This is a genomic window from Streptomyces inhibens (assembly GCF_003389455.1).
Classification (GTDB): Bacteria; Actinomycetota; Actinomycetes; order Streptomycetales; family Streptomycetaceae; genus Streptomyces; species Streptomyces inhibens.
This window is the reverse complement of record NZ_QUAC01000061.1, coordinates 1-18,736: the sequence shown is the minus strand read 5'-3', so window position 1 is coordinate 18,736 and position 18,736 is coordinate 1. Positions and strand designations below refer to the sequence as shown.

At 71.1% G+C, this 18,736-nt stretch carries 13 protein-coding genes, 1 pseudogene and 1 riboswitch; of the genes and pseudogenes, 6 read left to right on the top strand and 8 right to left on the bottom strand.

The annotated features are described in order from the left end of the window. On the bottom strand, nt 1-2,021 hold a 2,021-nt coding region (locus DY245_RS08785), incomplete at its 3' end, for a GNAT family N-acetyltransferase (protein ID WP_244942923.1). Between the two features lie 222 nt (nt 2,022-2,243). Here DY245_RS08785 and DY245_RS08780 point away from each other — a divergent pair. Then, nucleotides 2,244-2,525, top strand: coding sequence for an HPr family phosphocarrier protein (locus DY245_RS08780; protein WP_128505294.1), 282 nt, complete (start codon nt 2,244-2,246; stop codon nt 2,523-2,525). A 354-nt stretch (nt 2,526-2,879) separates the two neighbouring features. Here DY245_RS08780 and DY245_RS08775 read toward each other — a convergent pair whose 3' ends face one another. From DY245_RS08775 to DY245_RS08760, 4 genes are all read right to left on the bottom strand, one after another. After that, the gene (locus DY245_RS08775; RefSeq protein WP_128505292.1) at nt 2,880-3,569 is read right to left on the bottom strand and encodes a GntR family transcriptional regulator; all 690 of its coding nucleotides are present in this window, start codon (nt 3,567-3,569) and stop codon (nt 2,880-2,882) included. 305 nt (nt 3,570-3,874) lie between these two features. Next, complete coding sequence (locus DY245_RS08770) at nt 3,875-4,675, bottom strand: M23 family metallopeptidase (RefSeq protein ID WP_128505290.1); 801 nt, start codon at nt 4,673-4,675, stop codon at nt 3,875-3,877. Nucleotides 4,676-4,687: 12 nt separating this feature from the next. Then, a riboswitch (cyclic di-AMP (ydaO/yuaA leader) is annotated at nt 4,688-4,844 on the bottom strand. Between the two features lie 211 nt (nt 4,845-5,055). Continuing rightward, nucleotides 5,056-6,438: a M16 family metallopeptidase gene (locus DY245_RS08765; protein WP_128505299.1), complete on the bottom strand. Its 1,383-nt coding sequence runs from the start codon at nt 6,436-6,438 to the stop codon at nt 5,056-5,058. A gap of 38 nt (nt 6,439-6,476) precedes the next feature. Continuing rightward, nucleotides 6,477-7,817, bottom strand: a complete 1,341-nt coding sequence (locus tag DY245_RS08760; protein ID WP_128505297.1) for a M16 family metallopeptidase — start codon at nt 7,815-7,817, stop codon at nt 6,477-6,479. Between the two features lie 303 nt (nt 7,818-8,120). Between DY245_RS08760 and DY245_RS08755 the strand changes: the two genes are divergently transcribed. After that, nucleotides 8,121-10,568 (top strand): DNA gyrase/topoisomerase IV subunit A, encoded by a 2,448-nt coding sequence (locus tag DY245_RS08755; protein ID WP_128505287.1) that lies wholly within the window; start codon nt 8,121-8,123, stop codon nt 10,566-10,568. A gap of 64 nt (nt 10,569-10,632) precedes the next feature. Here DY245_RS08755 and DY245_RS08750 read toward each other — a convergent pair whose 3' ends face one another. Both DY245_RS08750 and DY245_RS08745 read right to left on the bottom strand, forming a co-directional pair. Further along, nucleotides 10,633-11,790: a CobW family GTP-binding protein gene (locus tag DY245_RS08750; protein ID WP_128505285.1), complete on the bottom strand. Its 1,158-nt coding sequence runs from the start codon at nt 11,788-11,790 to the stop codon at nt 10,633-10,635. A gap of 120 nt (nt 11,791-11,910) precedes the next feature. Next, complete coding sequence (locus DY245_RS08745; RefSeq protein ID WP_128505283.1) at nt 11,911-13,080, bottom strand: citrate synthase/methylcitrate synthase; 1,170 nt, start codon at nt 13,078-13,080, stop codon at nt 11,911-11,913. A gap of 112 nt (nt 13,081-13,192) precedes the next feature. On the opposite strand from DY245_RS08745, the gene DY245_RS08740 reads away from it, so the two are divergent. From DY245_RS08740 to DY245_RS08725, 4 genes are all read left to right on the top strand, one after another. Further along, entirely contained in the window at nt 13,193-14,440 is a 1,248-nt protein-coding gene (locus DY245_RS08740) for a citrate synthase (RefSeq protein ID WP_128505281.1), read from the top strand. Nucleotides 14,441-14,523: 83 nt separating this feature from the next. Next, on the top strand, nt 14,524-15,549 hold the full coding sequence (locus DY245_RS08735) for a ferredoxin family protein (protein WP_128505279.1): 1,026 nt from the start codon (nt 14,524-14,526) through the stop codon (nt 15,547-15,549). 508 nt (nt 15,550-16,057) lie between these two features. Next, a complete protein-coding gene (locus DY245_RS08730; RefSeq protein WP_244942924.1) occupies nt 16,058-17,719 on the top strand; it encodes an ATP-binding protein in 1,662 nt (553 codons plus the stop codon). Beyond that, nucleotides 17,716-18,390 (top strand): DUF7342 family protein, encoded by a 675-nt coding sequence (locus DY245_RS08725; RefSeq protein ID WP_128505275.1) that lies wholly within the window; start codon nt 17,716-17,718, stop codon nt 18,388-18,390. Before DY245_RS08730 ends, DY245_RS08725 begins: the two co-directional genes overlap by 4 nt. A gap of 48 nt (nt 18,391-18,438) precedes the next feature. On the opposite strand, the pseudogene DY245_RS08720 reads toward DY245_RS08725, so the two are convergent. Further along, nucleotides 18,439-18,736: pseudogene (locus DY245_RS08720) on the bottom strand (integrase core domain-containing protein); the annotation flags it as partial.

Here is an 18,736-nt window from a genome sequence, read left to right as displayed (position 1 = left end):
GGGCCCGGGGGCACCACGGGGCGGGGGTGAGTGGCCGGGTTCGGGGAATGCGGCGGGGGCGCCTGGGCCGGGCCCTCGGGGCGGGCAGAGGCGTCGGGGCGGGCGGCGGACCGGGGGCCGGACGAGGGTGCCGGTGCCGGTGCCGCGAGTGTCTTGGCCAGATCGTCCATCGCCAGGTGGACGACCGTGACCGGCTTCTCCGGGTGGGCCTCGGCCGCGGTACGCAGAGCGGCGGCGAGCGCGGCGCCCTCGCCGGCACCGGGGGAGGCGGTGTCCCCCTCCCCCACCCAGGGGATGGCCGTGACGACCACGGCATCGCAGCCGTCGCCGGACAGCGTCTCGGCGAGCGCGGCACGGAAATCGTCGGGCGCCGCCGCGGAGGGCAGCGCATGGGGGCGCTGCGGGCGCAGCCCTTCGGTCAGGCAGGCGTCGTACGCCAGCAGGGCCAGCGACTCGGAGTTGCCGAGGATGGCGACGCGCGAGCCGGCCGGCAGCGGCTGGGAGGCCAGCAGCAGACCGGCGTCGATCAGCTCGGTGACCGTGTCGACGCGGATCACGCCGGCCTGGCGCATCAGAGCGGCGACGGTGCTGTCCGGGACCCGGACCGTGGGCACGGCGTGGCCGGGCGGGGCGGTGCCGTTGTGCCGGGCTCCCTTGGCGACCACGACCGGTTTGACGGCGGCGGTACGGCGGGCGAGCCGGGCGAACTTGCGCGGGTTGCCGATGGACTCCAGGTAGAGGATCACGACGTCGGTGTCGGGGTCGTCGTACCAGTACTGGAGCAGGTCGTTGCCGGAGACATCGGCGCGGTTGCCGGCCGAGACGAAGGCGGAGATACCGGCGATGCCGCCGTCACCGGGGCCGCGCGCATGCAGCCCGCTGAGCAGGGCGATGCCGATGGCACCGGACTGGGTGAACAGGCCGATGTGGCCGGCGCCGGGCATCTGCGGGGCGAGCGAGGCGTTCAGCCGGACGTCGGGGGCGGTGTTGATCAGGCCGAAGGCGTTGGGCCCGATGAGGCGCATGCCGTACGAGCGGGCCTGGCGGAGCACGGCGCGCTGCCGCTCACGCCCCTCCGGGCCGGCCTCGGCGTAACCGGAGGACAGGATCAGCAGGCCCTGGACGCCGTGTTCGCCGCAGTCGCGGACCACGTCGGGGACGCTGTCCGCGGGGACGGCGATGACCGCCAGGTCGACCGGCTCGGGGATCTCCCGCAGGGCGCGGACGGCCGGCACACCCTCGGGGTCGAGCCGCTGCATGCCGTCGGGGAAGGCGTGGTTGACGGCGTGCACACGGCCCGTGAAGCCGGAGTCGAGGAGGTTGCGCAGCGCGGTGCGGCCGACGCCGCCGGGGGCGCGGCCGGTGCCGATGACGGCGACCGAGCCGGGGGCGAGCAGCCGCTGTACGGAGCGGGCCTCGGCGCGCTGCTCGCGGCCGCGCATCACGGCCATGGACTGCTCGGTCGGCTCCAGGTCGAACTCGAGCCGGACCACGCCGTCTTCGAAGGTGCGCTTCTGGGTGTAGCCGGCGTCCGTGAACACCTTGATCATCTTGGAGTTCGCGGGCAGCACCTCGGCGGCGAACCGGCGGATACCGCGCTCGCGGGCGACGGCCGCGATGTGCTCCAGGAGGGCGGAGGCGACGCCGCGCCCCTGATGGGCGTCCTGGACGAGGAAGGCGACCTCGGCCTGGTCGTCCTCGGGGTCCTTGGCGGGCAGCCCCTGGTCGTTGATCCGGTCGTAGCGGACGGTGGCGATGAACTCGCCGCCTACGGTGGCGGCGAGCCCGACCCGGTCGACGTAGTCGTGATGGGTGAAACGGTGCACATCACGGTCGGACAGGCGCGGATACGGCGCGAAGAAGCGGTAGTACTTCGACTCGTCCGAGACCTGCTCGTAGAAGGAGACCAGCCGCTGGGCGTCGTCCGGGGTGATGGGGCGGATCCGCGCCGTACCGCCGTCGCGCAGCACCACGTCAGCTTCCCAGTGGGTCGGGTATGCGTGGTCCGGCGGCTTCTGCATGCGGACAGCGTACGACCGGGCACTGACAACCGACCCGCGCGCGTACGCTCGTGATGCGGGGCAGGCCGGGGACGCCGTGGGAACCATTACGGCACCGACCTGGCCCGCCCGGCCTCCCTCGGGACCAAAGGCCGCAAGGCCAGGACAAATGGGCCGCCGGAGCACTCCCGGCATCGTGAGAGACTGGTCTAGACAACAGTCACGACTTTGAAGGGCAACACCATGGCTGAGCGCCGCGTCAATGTCGGTTGGACCGAGGGCCTGCACGCCCGCCCCGCGTCGATCTTCGTCCGTGCGGCCACCGCCTCCGGCGTGCCGATGACGATCGCCAAGGCTGATGGCAACCCCGTCAACGCGGCCTCCATGCTCGCGGTGCTGGGCCTGGGCGCCCAGGGTGGCGAGGAGATCGTGCTGGCCTCCGACGCCGAGGGCGCCGAGATCGCGCTCGACCGCCTGGCGAAGCTCGTCGCCGAAGGCCTCGAGGAGCTCCCGGAGACCGTCTGAGTCCGCCAGGACCTCTGCTGTACGCGGCGGCCCCGCCGCGGTGACCGGGACACGGTTGCCGCGACGGGGCCGTTTCGTTGTGTCTGAAAAATTCGGGTGGCGGTTTGCCCGGTCGATGTGTGAATGGTCGCCGGATGCGCGGGGGCGGGTATTGCCTACACCCTTCGGGCATTGTCTCAGGGGCGCGCGCCAAATTTCCGAGTGTCCGATATCCAAGGGGTGCCAGAAAAAAGCGCGCGCACGCATTAAGCACCCTGGGCGAAATAAAGCAGAACGCCGAATAGGGGATGCCACCCCCGTCGACCCCCGCCCTGCCGAAGCCCATTCCGCGCCTCTTTGTATACGGGGTGATTGTTAAGGGCGGACGCGTGCCGTGTTGACGGACCGTTTCGGATCCCTCACCTCGGCCGTGGCGCTGCGCCGCAGCCGGTACACCGGGAGGGAGCGCTCGATATGAGCCGCCATCAGGGCGCGGGCCCGTTCCGCATCACCCCGGGCCACCGCGTCCAGCACCGCGCCGTGTTCGTCCCACGACTCGCCCACCCGGGCCGGCAGTTCGACGACGTACATCCACTCGATCTTACGCCGCAGTTGGGTCAGCAGCGCCGTCAGACTGGGGCTGCCTGCCGCCTGGGCGAGCGTTTCGTGGAACCAGCCGTCCAGTTGGCGCAGGTCCGCGGGGTTGCCGTGGCGCGCCCGCTCTCGGCCGAGCCGGACCAGGCCGCGCAGCACCTTGAGATGGGCCGGGCTGCGACGGGCGGCCGCGCGGGCGGCGCCCAGCGGCTCCAACAGGCCGCGGACGTCCAGGAGATCGGCGGCCTCCTGCTCGGTGGGCTCGGCGACACAGGCGCCCGCGTGGTGGCGGGTGGTCACGAACCCCTCGGACTGCAGGGTGCGCAGCGCTTCACGGACCGGCACTCTGGAGACGCCGTAGCGGGCCGCCAGGATCTCCTCGATCAGCCTGCTCCCCGGCGCCAGCGCACCGGAGACAATGTCCTCGCGAATCGCCGTGCACACCGCATGCGCGGAAATATGGCCTCGCATCGTCCGTGCCTCCGCCGTAATCCCCTGGAAACGCCGCCGGTCGGCGACTTTTCCGTGACTCTATTCGACCGGGACGGCTTTCCCGGCGGACTCCCGTTATTCATGGTTATTTTTTGGCCAGTCGCAGGCCGCCACCGGCGTATCCGGCGTGCATGGACCGCTCGCCGGATATACCGAAGCCCCGGCTGGGGGACCGGGGCTTCGGAAGACGGTGCGACGCGGGGCGCCGGACAAGGCCGTACGCCGACGAGGCGGCGCCTCAGGCAGTGACGAGGCGGCGCCTCAGGCCTCGGCGAGGCGGTACCTCAGACGTTGACGCCGTGGGAGCGCAGATACGCGATCGGGTCGATGTCCGAGCCGTAGTCGGGGCCGGTGCGGGCCTCGAAGTGCAGGTGCGGGCCGGTGACGTTGCCGGTGGCGCCGGAGAGGCCGATCTGCTCGCCCGGGGCGACGGTCTGGCCGACCGAGACGCCGAGCGACGACAGGTGGCCGTACTGGGTGTACGTACCGTCGTGCATCTTGATCACGATGTTGTTGCCGTACGCGCCGCCCCAGCCGGCCTCGACGACGGTGCCCGCGCCCACGGCGTGGACGGGGGTGCCGGAGGCGGCGTGGAAGTCGATGCCGGTGTGGCTGCCCGAGGACCACAGGCCGCTGGAGGCCTTGTACGCGGTGGAGACGTAGGAGTCGGCGATGGGGGCGACGAAGGCGTTGAGGCGCTTGCGCTCCGCGTCGCGGGCGGCGCGGACCTTGGCCTCGTGGGCGGCCTTGGCCTTCTTCCGGGCCTCCTCGGCGCGCCGCTCGGCCTCCTCGGCCTGCTTCTTGGCGACGGCCTCGGCCTTCGCCTTGGCGGCGGCGGCCTCGGCGGCGGCCTGCTGCGCGTCGGCCTGGGCCTCGATGCTGTTGGCGAGCTCGTCACCCAGCACGACGGCCTGCTGCAGACCGGTGTCGTGGGTGCGCGCCTCGTCCGTGGCGGCCAGCGCCGGCGAGGCCACGGAGGCGACAACGCCGCCGGCCGCGAGGGTGGCTATGCCGGCGATCTTGCGGGTCGTCCGAGCGGTGCGGCTCGTACGACGATGCTTCCCGGTGGCACGGGTGAACGCCATGTGCTGGCTTGTCCTTTCCTTCCTTCTCGCCTACCGGGTTAGCTGACGGGTTCGGAGCAGGAAGGTCTCCTACGGGCTCCTCCGAAGAGGAGTCCGATTCACCCCAGGGGACATGTGGGTCCCCGGCTCCCCTGGCTCGCGCCGTACGGGGACTCGGCGATGACTGTTCGGTGCCACTGTTGTGGCGGACTTGTGACGAACAGCCGGACCGACGCTAATCGGGGCAACTTTCAATCAGCAAACAGAACCGCTTTTTTGTGCGGGATGCCACAAGAATCCGTGCAACCAGCCGTGATAAACCGGACATACAGCGGCTCCCGTGGTGAACGAGCACCACGGGAGCCGCTTTGTCGATATGTGACCACCCGTCACACGGCGGGCTAGCCGCTGACGACCGTCACCTCACCGATGCCCAGCGCCTTGACGGGCTCGGCGATCTGCGCCGCGTCACCCACCAGGACCGTGACCAGCCGGTCCACCGGGAAGGCGTTGACCGCCGCCGCGGTCGCCTCGACCGTGCCGGTCTCCGCGAGACGGACGTACAACTGCGCCTGGAAGTCGTCCGGGAGCTGCTGCTCCACCTGGTCGGCGAGGGTGCCCGCGACGGCCGCCGCGGTCTCGTACTTGAGCGGCGCGACCCCGACGAGGTTCTGCACGGCGACATCCCGCTCCTCGTCCGTCAGCCCCCCTGCCGCGAGGGTCCGCAGCACCTGCCACAGGTCCTCCAGCGCCGGGACGGTGGAGGCGGTGTCCACCGAGCCGCTGATGGCGAGCAGCGAGGCGCCGGTGGCTCCCTCGGGAGACGTGGGGGCGGTGGAGCGCAGCACCTGGCCGAAGGCGCGCACCCCGTAGGTGTAGCCCTTCTCCTCACGCAGCACGCGGTCCAGCCGCGAGGTGAGGGTGCCGCCCAGGCAGTACGTGCCGAGGACCTGCGCGGGCCACACCCGGTCGTGCCGGTCGGCGCCGATACGGCCGATGAGCAGCTGCGTCTGGACGGCGCCGGGGCGGTCCACGATCACCACACGGCCGGTGTCGTCGGCGATGATCGGCGAGGCCTTCAGCGGCTCGGCGGTGGAGCCGCTCCAGGCGCCGAGGGTGTCGGAGAGCGCCGCGCCCAGGTCGATGCCGGTGAAGTCACCGACGATGACCGCGGTGGCCGTGGCGGGCCGTACATGGGCGTCGTAGAAGGCGCGGACGGCCGCGGCGTCGACGCGGGCGACGGTCTCCTCGGTGCCCTGACGGGGCCGCGACATGCGGGAGGTGGCCGGAAACAGCTCCTTGGACAGCGCCATCGCCGCGCGCCGGGCCGGGTTGGCGAGCTCGTGCGGGATCTCGTCGAGGCGGTTGCGCACCAGCCGCTCGACCTCGCTGTCCGGGAACGCGGGGGCGCGCAGCGCGTCGCCGAGCAGGCCGAGCGCGCGGTGCAGCCGGGAGGCCGGCACCTCCAGGGAGACCCGTACGCCAGGGTGGTCGGCGTGTGCGTCCAGGGTGGCGCCGCAGCGTTCCAGCTCGGCGGCGAACTCCTCCGCGTCGTGCTTGTCGGTGCCCTCGGACAGGGCGCGCGCCATGATCGTGGCGACGCCGTCCAGGCCCTCGGGCTCGGCGTCCAGAGGGGCGACGAGATTGATCTCGACGGCGACGACCTGCTGGCCGGGGCGGTGGCTGGTCAGCAGGGTGAGCCCGTTGGGCAGTTGGCTGCGCTCGGGAGCCGGGAAGGCCCACGGCTTGGGCGCGCCGCCCTGGGGCTGCGGGTGGAAGTCCATGGTGCTCGCGGGGGAACCCGCGTGGGTGGTGGCGTCGCTCACTGGTCCGCCTCCCCTTCCTCGGTGTCGGCGGCGTCGGTCGGCTCGGTGGGCTCGTAGACGAGCACCGCGCGGTTGTCGGGGCGCAGCCGGGCCTTGGCGACCGCCTGCACCTCCTCGGAGGTGACGTCCAGGACCCGCTGGACGGCGGTCAGCGCGAGCTGCGGGTCGCCGAACAGGACGGCGAAGCGGCACAGTTCGTCGGCGCGGCCGCTGACCGTCGCCAGACGGTCCAGCCATTCGCGCTCCAACTGGGCCTGCGCCCGCTCCATCTCCTCCGGGGTCGGCCCCTCGGCGGCGAAGCGGGCCAGCTCCTCGTCGACCGCGCGCTCGATGTCGGGGACCTCCACCCCACCGGACGTCTTCACGTCCAGCCAGCCCAGCGAGGGCGCGCCGGCCAGCCGCAGCAGACCGAAGCCGGCGGCCACGGCGCTGCGGTCGCGCCGCACCAGCCGGTTGTACAGACGGGAGGACTCGCCGCCGCCCAGGACGGTCAGCGCGAGGTCCGCGGCGTCCGCCTCACGGGTGCCGTCGTGCGGCAGGCGGTAGGCCGCCATCAGGGCACGCGAGGGCACGTCCTCCTCGACGACCTCGCGCAGCTCGCCGCCGATGTTGTCGGGCAGCGTGCCGTCCCGCGGCGGCTGCTTGCCGTCGTGCGAGGGGATCGAGCCGAAGTACTTCTCCACCCAGGCCAGCGTCTGCGCGGAGTCGATGTCGCCGACGATCGACAGGACGGCGTTGTTGGGCGCGTAGTACGTGCGGAAGAACGCCCGCGCGTCCTCCAGGGACGCCGCGTCCAGGTCGGCCATCGACCCGATGGGCGTGTGGTGGTACGGGTGGCCCTCCGGGTACGCCATGGCCGTCAGCTTCTCGAAGGCCGTGCCGTAGGGGACGTTGTCGTAGCGCTGGCGGCGCTCGTTCTTGACGACGTCGCGCTGGTTCTCCATGGATTCGTCGTCGAGCGCGGTCAGCAGCGAGCCCATCCGGTCCGCCTCCAGCCAGAGCGCGAGCTCCAGCTCATGGGCGGGCATGGTCTCGAAATAGTTGGTGCGCTCGAAGCTCGTGGTGCCGTTGAGCGAGCCGCCGGCGCCCTGCACCAGCTCGAAGTGGCCGTTGCCCTTCACCTGCGCGGAGCCCTGGAACATCAGGTGCTCGAAGAGGTGAGCCAGGCCCGTACGGCCCTTGACCTCGTGGCGGGAACCGACGTCGTACCACAGGCAGACCGCTGCGACCGGTGTCAGGTGGTCTTCGGAGAGCACCACGCGCAGGCCGTTGGCCAGCCGGTGCTCGGTTGCTGTCAGGCCGCCGGAGCCGGCTTGTTCTGTGGCCGTGTGACCCATGGGCATGTACGTCCCTTCGATCCGCTTGCGAGGAAGTTCTGTCACTGTATGCAAGCGCGTCGGCATCTGGCGAAGTTCCCGTGCCACCGGCCCCGAACGTGCCCCGCGCTCGGCGCCCGGAGTCGCCGAAGGGGGAGTCGCGGTCGGCGTTGTCAGTGGGGCGGTCCACAATGGTCCGCGTCAGACTCAGAGATACTCGCGGGTTGATCCCACAGCTGGTTGACCCGACCGATTGACCGACGTTGTCCCGACGTCGCCTCCCCGACCTCGGCAGTAGACGCAGCAGAAGGAGCCGCAGCCGCGATGGCCCGCCGCAGCACGAAGACCCCACCGCCGGACGACTTCGAGGAGAGGATCCTCGACATCGACGTCGTCGACGAGATGCAGGGTTCCTTCCTCGAGTACGCGTATTCGGTCATCTACTCGCGCGCCCTGCCGGACGCCCGCGACGGTCTCAAGCCGGTGCACCGCCGCATCCTGTACCAAATGAACGAGATGGGCCTGCGGCCCGACCGCGGCTACGTCAAGTGCGCCCGGGTCGTCGGCGAGGTGATGGGTAAGCTCCATCCGCACGGCGACGCGTCGATCTACGACGCCCTGGTGCGCATGGCGCAGCCGTTCTCCATGCGGGTCCCGCTGGTGGACGGCCACGGCAACTTCGGCTCGCTGGGCAACGACGACCCGCCCGCCGCGATGCGGTACACCGAGTGCCGGATGGCGTCCGCGACGTCCCTGATGACGGAGTCCATCGACGAGGACACCGTCGACTTCTCGCCGAACTACGACGGCCAGGAGCAGGAGCCGGTCGCCCTCCCCGCCGCGTACCCGAACCTCCTCGTCAACGGCACCTCCGGCATCGCCGTCGGTATGGCGACGAACATGCCGCCGCACAACCTGGGCGAGGTCATCGCCGCGGCCCGCCACCTGATCAAGCATCCGAACGCCGATCTCGACACCCTGATGCGCTTCGTGCCGGGTCCCGACCTGCCGACGGGTGGCCGGATCGTGGGCCTCGGCGGCGTACGGGACGCGTACGAGAAGGGCCGCGGCACGTTCAAGATCCGCGCGACGGTCACGGTGGAGAGTGTCACCGCCCGCCGCAAGGGCCTGATCGTCACCGAACTCCCCTTCGCAGTCGGCCCCGAGAAGGTCATCTCCAAGATCAAGGACCTGGTCGGCTCGAAGAAGCTGCAGGGCATCGCGGACGTCAAGGACCTCACCGACCGTGAGCACGGCCTACGGCTGGTGATCGAGGTCAAGAACGGCTTCAACCCCGAGGCCGTCCTGGAGCAGCTCTACAAGCTCACGCCGATGGAGGAGTCCTTCGGCATCAACAACGTCGCGCTGGTGGACGGCCAGCCGCTGACGCTGGGCCTCAAGGAGCTGCTGGAGGTCTACGTCGACCACCGCTTCGAGGTGGTGCGCCGGCGCAGCGAGTTCCGGCGGACCAAGCGGCGCGACCGCCTCCACCTGGTCGAGGGCCTGCTGACGGCCCTGGTGGACATCGACGAGGTCATCCGCCTCATCCGCTCCAGCGAGAACAGCGCACAGGCCAAGGAGCGGCTGATCGAGCGCTTCTCGCTCAGCGACATCCAGACGCAGTACATCCTCGACACCCCGCTGCGCCGGCTGACCAAGTTCGACCGTATCGAGCTGGAGTCGGAGCGTGACCGGCTGCAGGACGAGATCGAGAAGCTGACGCAGATCCTCGATTCGGACGCGGAGCTGCGCAAGCTGGTCTCCAACGAGCTGGCCGCGGTCGCGAAGAAGTACGGCACGGACCGGCGGACGGTCCTGCTGGAGTCGGCCGGCACCACGGTCGGCGCGGTGCCGCTGGAGGTCTCCGACGACCCGTGCCGGGTGCTGCTGTCCTCGACGGGCCTGCTGGCGCGTACGGTCACCGGCGAGGTGCCCTTCGACGCCGAGGCCAAGCGCGTCAAGCACGACGTGATCATCTCGGCGGTGCCGGCGACGACCCGTGGCGAGGTGGGCGCGGTGACGTCCACCGGCCGGCTGCTGCGGATCCCGGTGATCGATCTGCCGCAGCTCCCGGAGACGGCGGCGGCGCCCAATCTCTCCGGTGGGGCGCAGCTGTCCGAGTTCCTGACGCTGCAGGACGGCGAGGAAGTGATCTGTCTGATGACGCTGGACGAGTCCTCGCCGGGCCTGGCGCTCGGCACGGAGCAGGGCGTCGTCAAGCGGGTGGTGCCCGACTACCCCGCCAACAAGGAGGAGTTGGAGGTCATCACCCTCAAGGACGGTGACCGCATCGTGGGCGCGACCGAGCTGCGCACCGGTGAGGAGGACCTGGTCTTCATCACCAACGAGGCGCAACTGCTGCGCTTCCCGGCGTCGCAGGTGCGGCCGCAGGGCCGGCCCGCGGGCGGTATGGCGGGCATCAAGCTGGGCGAGGGCGCGAAGGTGATCTCGTTCGCGGCGGTCGATCCGGCCGCCGACGCCATGGTGTTCACGGTCGCCGGCTCGCACGGCACGCTGGACGACTCGGTGGCGACGGCCAAGATCACCCCGTTCGATCAGTATCCGCGCAAGGGCCGGGCGACCGGCGGAGTGCGCTGCCAGCGGTTCCTGAAGGGCGAGGACTGCCTGACCCAGGCGTGGGCCGGGCCGGCGCCGGTCCGGGCCGCGGATGCCAAGGGCTCCCCGGTCGAGCTGCCGGAGACGGATCCGCGGCGGGACGGCTCGGGTGTGCCGCTGGCGAAGCCCGTGGCGTCGCTGGCGGGGCCGGTGTAACCGGTAGTCGCTGTTGTGGAGAGGGCCGACGCCGTCGGGCCGGTGAAGAACCGGCCCGACGGCGTCACTCGTCGTCCTCGCGCGCGGCCACGTACCGCAGCACGCCCCACATGCTGTTCACATCGGCATCCGACGGTGCGGTCTCCCGGCAGTTCTCCAGCTCCTTGCGCAGCGCCGGTGCGTCGATGCCACTGCCGATCATGACGAGTTGGGTGCTCCGCTCCTCGCCCTTCGGCCACGGCGCGGGGTAGAAGCGCAGGAAGTCGCCGACGGCGTGCAGCGTGAACTTCTGGCGGTTCTCCGGAACGTCGAAGTGGACGAAGCCCTTGATGCGGTAAAGGCCGGCCGGGCGGCTGTCGAGAAAGTCCATGAGGCGGCGCGGGTGCATCGGCTCGGGGGAGGTGAACTCCACGCTCTGGTAGGCGGCGTGGAGGTGGCCCGCGTGGTGGTGGACATGGTCGGGGTGGTCGCAGTCGGGGCCGTGCTCGCCCTGGGCGCAGGACGTGCCGGGCGTACTGCCGTGGTGACTGTCGACGATGTCGCGGCCGGGCTCCCGGTTCGCTGCGGCCTCGCGCAGCAGGTCCTCGAAGGACAGCTGGCGCACGGCCGGGTCGTAGTCCTCCCCCGGTCCGCGGTCGAAGAACAGCTCCGGGTCGACCCGCCCGTATGCCGTGCAGATCACCGGCCTGCCGGGGGCGAGGTCCGCGAGGGTGTCCATGAGTTCCTGCCGTGCCGCGTCGGCGATGCGGTCGGCCTTGTTGAGCACCACGATGTCGGCGATGCTCACATGCCGGTCCAGTTCGGGGTGCCGGGCCCGCGTGTCATCGAACTCGGCGCCGTCCACGACCTCGATCAGCCCGCCGTAGACGATCCGCTCGTTGTCGCTGGCGAGGATCATCCGGATGAGTTCCTGCGGCTCGGCCAGCCCGCTGGCCTCGATGACGATCACGTCGATACGGGCGGCGGGCCGGGCCAGCCGCTCCAGGTAGATGTCCAGTTCGCTGGTGTCGACGGCGCAGCACAGGCAGCCGTTGCCGAGCGAGACCATCGAGTCCACCTGGCCCGCGACGGTCATGGCGTCGATCTCGATACCGCCGAAGTCGTTAACGATCGCGCCGATACGGGTGCCGTCGCCGGCGCTGAGCAGGTGGTTGAGGAGGGTCGTCTTGCCCGATCCGAGGAAGCCCGCGAGGACGACGACCGGGATCTGTGGCGTAGCCAAGGGGGCGCCTCCATGGTGCGGGTGGCGGGTCGCGCGGACCGGCGGCGGACGAGCTGTCGATCGTAACGGACCGCCGGCGGTGCGGGCTCTGTCGCCCCGCACCGCCTCAACGCCTCCCGTCTAGCGGGCCGCGACAGCAGGCAGCGGCTGCGGCGGGGGCGGGCCGACGTACCGGGCCGCCGGGCGGATGATCTTCGAGTCCTCGGCCTGCTCCAGGATGTTGGCGCTCCAGCCGACCACGCGGGCCGCGCAGAAGGTGGGCGTGAACATCTCGCGCGGCAGTCCGCACAGCTCCATGACGACGCCCGCGTAGAACTCCACATTGGTGTGCAGCTCGCGGCCGGGCTTGAGCTCGGCCAGCAGCGCCTCGACCCGGGCCTCCACCTGGACGGCGAACTCCACCAGCGGGCCACCGAAGCCCTCGGCGATACCGCGCAGCATCCGCGAGCGCGGGTCCTCGGTGCGGTAGACGGGGTGTCCGAAGCCCATGATCCGGTCGCCGCGCAGGACACGGTCGCGGATCCAGGCATCGATCCGGTCCGGTGTGCCGATGGCGTCGAGGGTGTCCAGCGCACGGCTGGGTGCGCCGCCGTGCAGCGGCCCGGAGAGCGCACCGACGGCGCCGACGAGGCAGGCGGTGAGATCGGCGCCGGTGGAGGTGATGACGCGGGCCGTGAAGGTCGAGGCGTTGAAGCCGTGGTCAATGGTGGAGATCAGATACGCCTCGATCGCCCGGATCCGGTCTGGCTCCGGTTCCTCGCCGGTGAGCATGTAGAGGTAGTTGGCGGCGTAGCTGAGATCCGCGCGTGGCTCCACGGGCTGCTGCCCCTGGCCGAGCCGGTGGAGCGCGGTGAGCAGGGTCGGTACGGCGGCGCAGGCGGCGAGGGCGTCGGCCCGGCGGCGGTCGGCCTCGATGTCGTACAGCGGCCGGAAGCCGGCCGTCGCGCCGAGCAGGGAGAGCGCGGTACGCAGCCCGGCGAGGGGGCCGGAGAGTGCGCCGGCGTGGGCGATGGCGGGCAGGGCGTCGCGTACGGCCGCGGGCAGCGGGCGCAGGGCGGCGGTCTCGGCCCGGAAGGCCGCCAGCTGCGTCGCGTCCGGCAGCGCGCCGTGAAACATCAGGTACCAGACGTCCTCGAAACTGCGGGTCGCGGCCAGCTCGACGGCGGAGTACTGGCGGTAGTGGTAGAAGCCCTCGATGCCCCGGACGTCGCCGAGTTGGGTCTCGGTGACGATGACGCCCGCGAGTCCGCGGGGCGCGTCGAAGGGTGCGTTCGCCTCAGCGATCGGCATGGCGGATCTCCTTGTTCTTCCTCCCTGGATATTGATTCGACTGTCTATGCTTGACTCAATAGTTGTCAATGTTGATTGAATCAATATGGATGAGCCTGGATACGGTGGCCCCATGGCGGATCAGGAAACGGCGCAGGACACGGGCGGGCAGCGGCTGAGCACCCGGGAGGCGGCCGACCGGCTGGGCGTGAAGCCCGAGACGGTGTACGCATACGTCAGCCGCGGCCAGCTCACCAGCCGCCGCGAGCCGGGCGGCCGGGGCAGCACCTTCGACGCCAAGGAGGTCGACGCACTCGCCCGCCGCGGCGGCCGCCGCGAACCCGCGGCCTCGGGCGGCGAGTTGGCGGTCCGTACCGGCATCACACTGATCGACCGCGACCACTGCTACTTCCGCGGCGTCGACACATCGGAACTCGCCGCCCACTACAGCTACGAGGAAGTCGCCGAATGGCTGTGGACCGGTGAACTGCACCGCGGCACCCACTTCGCGGCACCGCACGACGCGCTGTCCGCTGCCCGCCGCGCCGTACAGGCAATGCCGGCACACAGCGGTCCGATGGACCGGCTTCGAGTCGCCGTGATCGCCGCGGCGGCCGCCGACCCTCTGCGCTTCGACCTGTCCGAGGACGCCGTCCTCAACACCGCCCGCAGCCTCATCCCGACCCTCGTCGACGCCTTGCCGTCACAATCCCCCGAGCAGCACGCCGCGGACTCGCTAGCGCCGCGCCTGTGGTCGCGACTGACGTCCGAGCCGGCCGACGCGGCGTCATTGCGCGTCCTGGATGCCGCACTGGTCCTGCTCATCGACCACGACCTCGCCGCCTCCACGCTCGCGGTCCGGGTCGCCGCCTCCGCTCGCGCCCATCCGTACGCGATCGTCTCGGCCGGCTTCGGGGCGCTGGACGGCACGCTGCACGGCGCGGCGAGCGGACTCGCCCACCGGATGCTGCTGGAGGTGCTGGAACGAGGCAGCGCAGCCGCCGTCGTCGCCGACCACCTGCGGGCAGGTCGCCGGGTGCCGGGCCTCGGCCACCGTCTCTACCCGGGCGAGGACCCGCGGGCCCGCACCCTCTTCCGGCTCCTGCAGGACGTACCGCGGGCACACCCCGCCCTGCAGGCCGCACGCGAAGTGATCACCACGACGGCCAGACACACGGAACTGCACGCCAACGTCGACCTCGCGCTGGCTGTGCTGACGGTTTCGACAGGCATGCCGACCGAGGCGGGCGAAACAATTTTCGCCATTGCCCGGACGGCCGGCTGGGTCGCGCACGCACTGGAGGAGTACGGCGAACGCCCACTCCGCATGCGCCCCAGTGGGCAGTACCACGGCCCCCGCCCGCCACAGCCGCTTCCCTGACAGGAAGGCTGCGGGTTGCCCACGGGCTCTCCTGGGAGACTCCCGCGGTCCGACTGCGGGCGAATGAGGTTAGGCTCACCTTTGTGAGTACCTGCGCCACCGCTTCCCGTGAATCGGCCGAACCTCTCGCCGGGACCGCCGCCACCGCCCGGACCTGGCTGCTCATCGAGCAGACAGGACCCTGGGGAGCCAAGGCGCTGACGGACAGTCACCTCGACCCTGACGTCGGCCGGGCTCTGGAAACCGCGGCAGAGGGGACGGGCGTACGCGTCGCCCTCATCCGTAGGCCTGGGCGCCACGCCGACTGTCACGGCGTCTCCCGGCGCCGGCTGTTCCTTGCGCACACCGCCCCGGGGCGCTCCTGGATCCGCACGACCAGCGTCACCGACCCGCGAGCCGCCCTCGGCCTGAACTTCTCCACCCTCGGGGCAGGAGAGCACGACGACCTCTGGGAGCCGTACACCGGTGAGCCTCTGGTCCTCGTGTGCACCAACGGTAAGCGGGACCGCTGCTGCGCCCTCCTCGGCCGTCCGCTGGCCGCCGAGCTCGTCGCCGGCGGAACCGAGGCCTGGGAGGTCACCCACATCGGAGGGCACCGCTTCTCCCCCACCCTTTTCGTCCTCCCCTACGGCTACGCCTACGGGCGCGCCGCGGCCCCTTTGGTCAAGGACGCCGTGGAGGCGGCGCGCGACGGACGGATCACGAGGGACCACTGCCGTGGCCGCTCGGCGTGGGACCGGCCGGCCCAGGCCGCCGACCTCGCGGTCCGTGCGCTGATCGGAGAGGACCGGGCGGACGCACTCGACGTCGTACGGACCGACACGGTGCGGCCCGAACCGATGGCGACCGACAGCCTGGCGCCCGTCAGCGGGACGGCTGCGGGAACCTCCCCCGCCTGGACCGTTACCGTCGCGCACGCGGACGGCCGCACGTGGCGGGTGGCTGTCGAAGAGCGGGCCGATGGTGCTCCGGCGCCCGCTAGCTGTGGTGCGCCGCTCGGTCCACCGGCGCGAATGGCGGTTGTCTCCTTGACCGAGATGAGCGGCGTGCTGACCGAGATCAGCGGCGTGCCCCCGGTGAGGGCAGCAACAGCAATGAGTCGTTCTTGAGGACTGCCGCTCTTCGGGCCGTCCGTGGCGGGACGTCGCTTGCCTTGTCTTGCGACCTGCGACGCTGAGCGCCACGCCCCATAGCCAATCCCCCGCCGCCCACATAACCGCTCCCCTCCGCGCGCCCCTCGCACGCATCCCTCTGCACGTCATCGGCCCCGGCGGCCCGCGCAGGTCCGGCTTCACAATGCGAGGCTAAGCGCACACAATCCGCGACCGACAGGCCTGTGGATAACTCCTCGCGGCCCTCTCTCGTCGTTCGCACCCCGCTGCGCGTCGCCGCCCGGGCACCCTCCGCATTCGGTCCGCCGAGGGATTACCCGCCCGACGGGCGCCGCCCTTACTGTTCGTTCGTATGGGCGAAAAGGAAGCGTCGGCTCCGCGCCCGAGCGCCGCAGGGCTCTCGGGTTCCGCGCCGTTTCCGGCCGACCGCAGACCGGCCGCCACCAAACTGCGTGTGCCCCTGCCGCGCCTGGGCTGGCCTCGGCGCGTGTTCTCCCAGGTGCTGATGGTGCAATTGGCCATCGCCACCGGTGTGACAGCGCTGGCCACCGGCCTGTTCCTCGCCCCTCTCAGCGCCCAGCTCGACGATCAGGCGATGCGCCGCGCCCTCGCCATTGCGCAGACCACCGCCGCCCAGCCGCGGCTCGACGACGCACTGGAGTCCTCCCGCCCGACACGACACGGCCCGGTCCAGAACGAGGCGGAACGCATTCGCGCCGCCACCGGTGCCGAGTACGTAGTGATCATGGACAAGCGAGGAGTGCGCTGGTCCCACACCGACCCCGACGAGATCGGCCACCACGTCTCGACCGACCCGAGCGTCGCACTCTCCGGCCGGGAGGTCATGCAGATCGACGAGGGCACCCTCGGCCGTTCCGCGCGCGGCAAGGTCCCGCTGCGCGACGAGAACGGCAAGGTCGTGGGCGCCGTCTCCGTCGGTATCGCGTACGAGAGCGTCCAGGAACGGCTGCTCTCCACCGTCCCCCAGCTGCTCGCCTACGCGGGCGGGGCGCTCGCCGTCGGCGCACTCGCCGCCTATCTCGTCTCCCGTCGCCTACAGCGCCGTACACACGACCTGGCGTTCTCCGACATCTCCGCGCTGCTCGCCGAGCGCGAGGCGATGTTGCACGGCATCCGTGAGGGTTTCCTCGCGCTCGACAAGAACGGCCGCATCCGCCTCATGAACGACGAGGCGCAGCGCCTCCTCGATCTGCGCGCCGAGGACACCGGCCGCCCCTTGGATGCGGCCCTGCCGTCCGGCCGTACGACGGACGTGCTGGCCGGCCGGGTTTCCGGAGCAGACCTGCTGGCCGTCAGCGGGCACCGGGTCCTGGTGGCGAACCGCATGCCGACCGACGACGGCGGTGCCGTGGTCACCCTTCGCGACCGTACCGAGCTGGAACGGCTCGGCCGCGAATTGGACGGCACCCGCGGCCTCATCGATGCCCTCCGCGCCCAGGACCACGAGCACGCCAACCGGCTGCACACCCTCCTCGGCCTGCTCGAACTGGGGCTGCACGAGGAGGCCGTGGACTTTGTGACACAGGCCGTTGGCGTGCACCGAGCGACCGCGGAACAGGTCACCGAGCGCATCCACGATCCACTGCTGGCCGCCCTCCTGGTGGGCAAGGCCACCGTCGCCACCGAGCGCGGCGTCTCCTTGAGCATCTCCCCCGATACGCATCTGCCCGACCGTCTGGTCGACCCGCACAGCCTGGTCACCGTTCTGGGAAACCTCGTCGACAACGCCCTGGACGCCACGTCGGGTGAGCGCGACGCGCAACTGGAGGTGGCGGTCCGCGCCGACGGCCGAACCGCCGTCGTGCGCGTGAGCGACAACGGGCCGGGCGTGCCCGAGGCACGTCGCGCGGAGATCTTCACCGAGGGCTGGACGACCAAGGAGCCGCCCGCCCACGGGCAGCGCGGCATCGGCCTGGCGCTCGTACGGCGTCTCGCCGAGCGCTACGGAGGCAGCGTCGAGGTCGGCGACCGCCCCGGTGGCGGCGCGATGTTCACCGTGACGGTCCCCGACGCGCTGTCCGAGGAGCTGCCCGGGCCACGTGCGGCAACCCGCCAGAAGGCGACCACGGACAGCCACGCCACCGGGCGAGCCGAAGCCGCCGAGGGCTCTCGCCAGCACGAAGACGCCACGGAGGCCGGCCGATGATCGACGTACTGGTCGTGGACGACGATGTGCGGGTCGCGCAGATCAACGCGGCATACGTCGCCAAGGTCGAGGGATTCCGGGTCAGTTGCCTCGCGCACACCGCCGCACAGGCCCTTACCGCCCTGGAAACACACCCCGTCGACCTAATCCTTCTGGACCACTACCTCCCTGACAGAACCGGGCTCCAACTGGTCGGCGATCTGCGGCGGCGCGGTCTGCTCACCGACGTGATCATGGTGACGGCGGCCCGGGACATCGCCACCGTGCAGGCCGCCATGCGCCATGGTGCGCTGCAGTACCTGGTGAAGCCGTTCACCTTCGCGGGTCTGCGCTCCAAGTTGGAGGGTTACGCGGCGCTGCGCCGTACGTTTGCGGGTGGCGGGCAAGCGGAGCAGTCCGAAGTGGACCGGATCTTCGGGGCGTTGGGAGCCGCCAACGCCGGCCCCGCCGAGTTGCCCAAGGGGCACTCCACCGCCACCGCCGACCGGGTGCGCTCGGTGCTGCGCTCCGCGGAGGCCCCGCTGTCCGCCCAGGACGTCGCCCTCCAGGCAGGGCTGAGCCGGCAGACCGCCCAGCGCTACCTCAAGCTCCTGGAACGCACCGGGCGGGTGCGCCTCACCCTCAAGTACGGCGAGACCGGCCGCCCCGAGCACCGTTACGAGTGGGTCTAGGTGTATTGCCCTGTGAGGTTGGGGACGCGGCTGGCGGGTGGTTGGCCNTGTATTGCCCTGTGAGGTTGGGGACGCGGCTGGCGGGTGGTTGGCCTTTCAGGGCGGTGTGTCCGCGGTGGTGATTGTAGGTATGAAGCCACTGCGGGAACGCTTGTCGTCGTTCGGTCTCTGAGTGGTAGGGGCGGGCGTAGGCCCATTCGTCGAGCGGGGTGCGGTTGAGGCGTTCGACCTTGCCGTTGGTCTGGGGGCGGTAGGGCCGGGTTCGTTTGTGGGTGATCCCGGCTGCCGCGAGGGCATCGCGCCAGGCGTGGGACTTGGCAGGCTCCGTTGTCGGTCAGCACGCGTT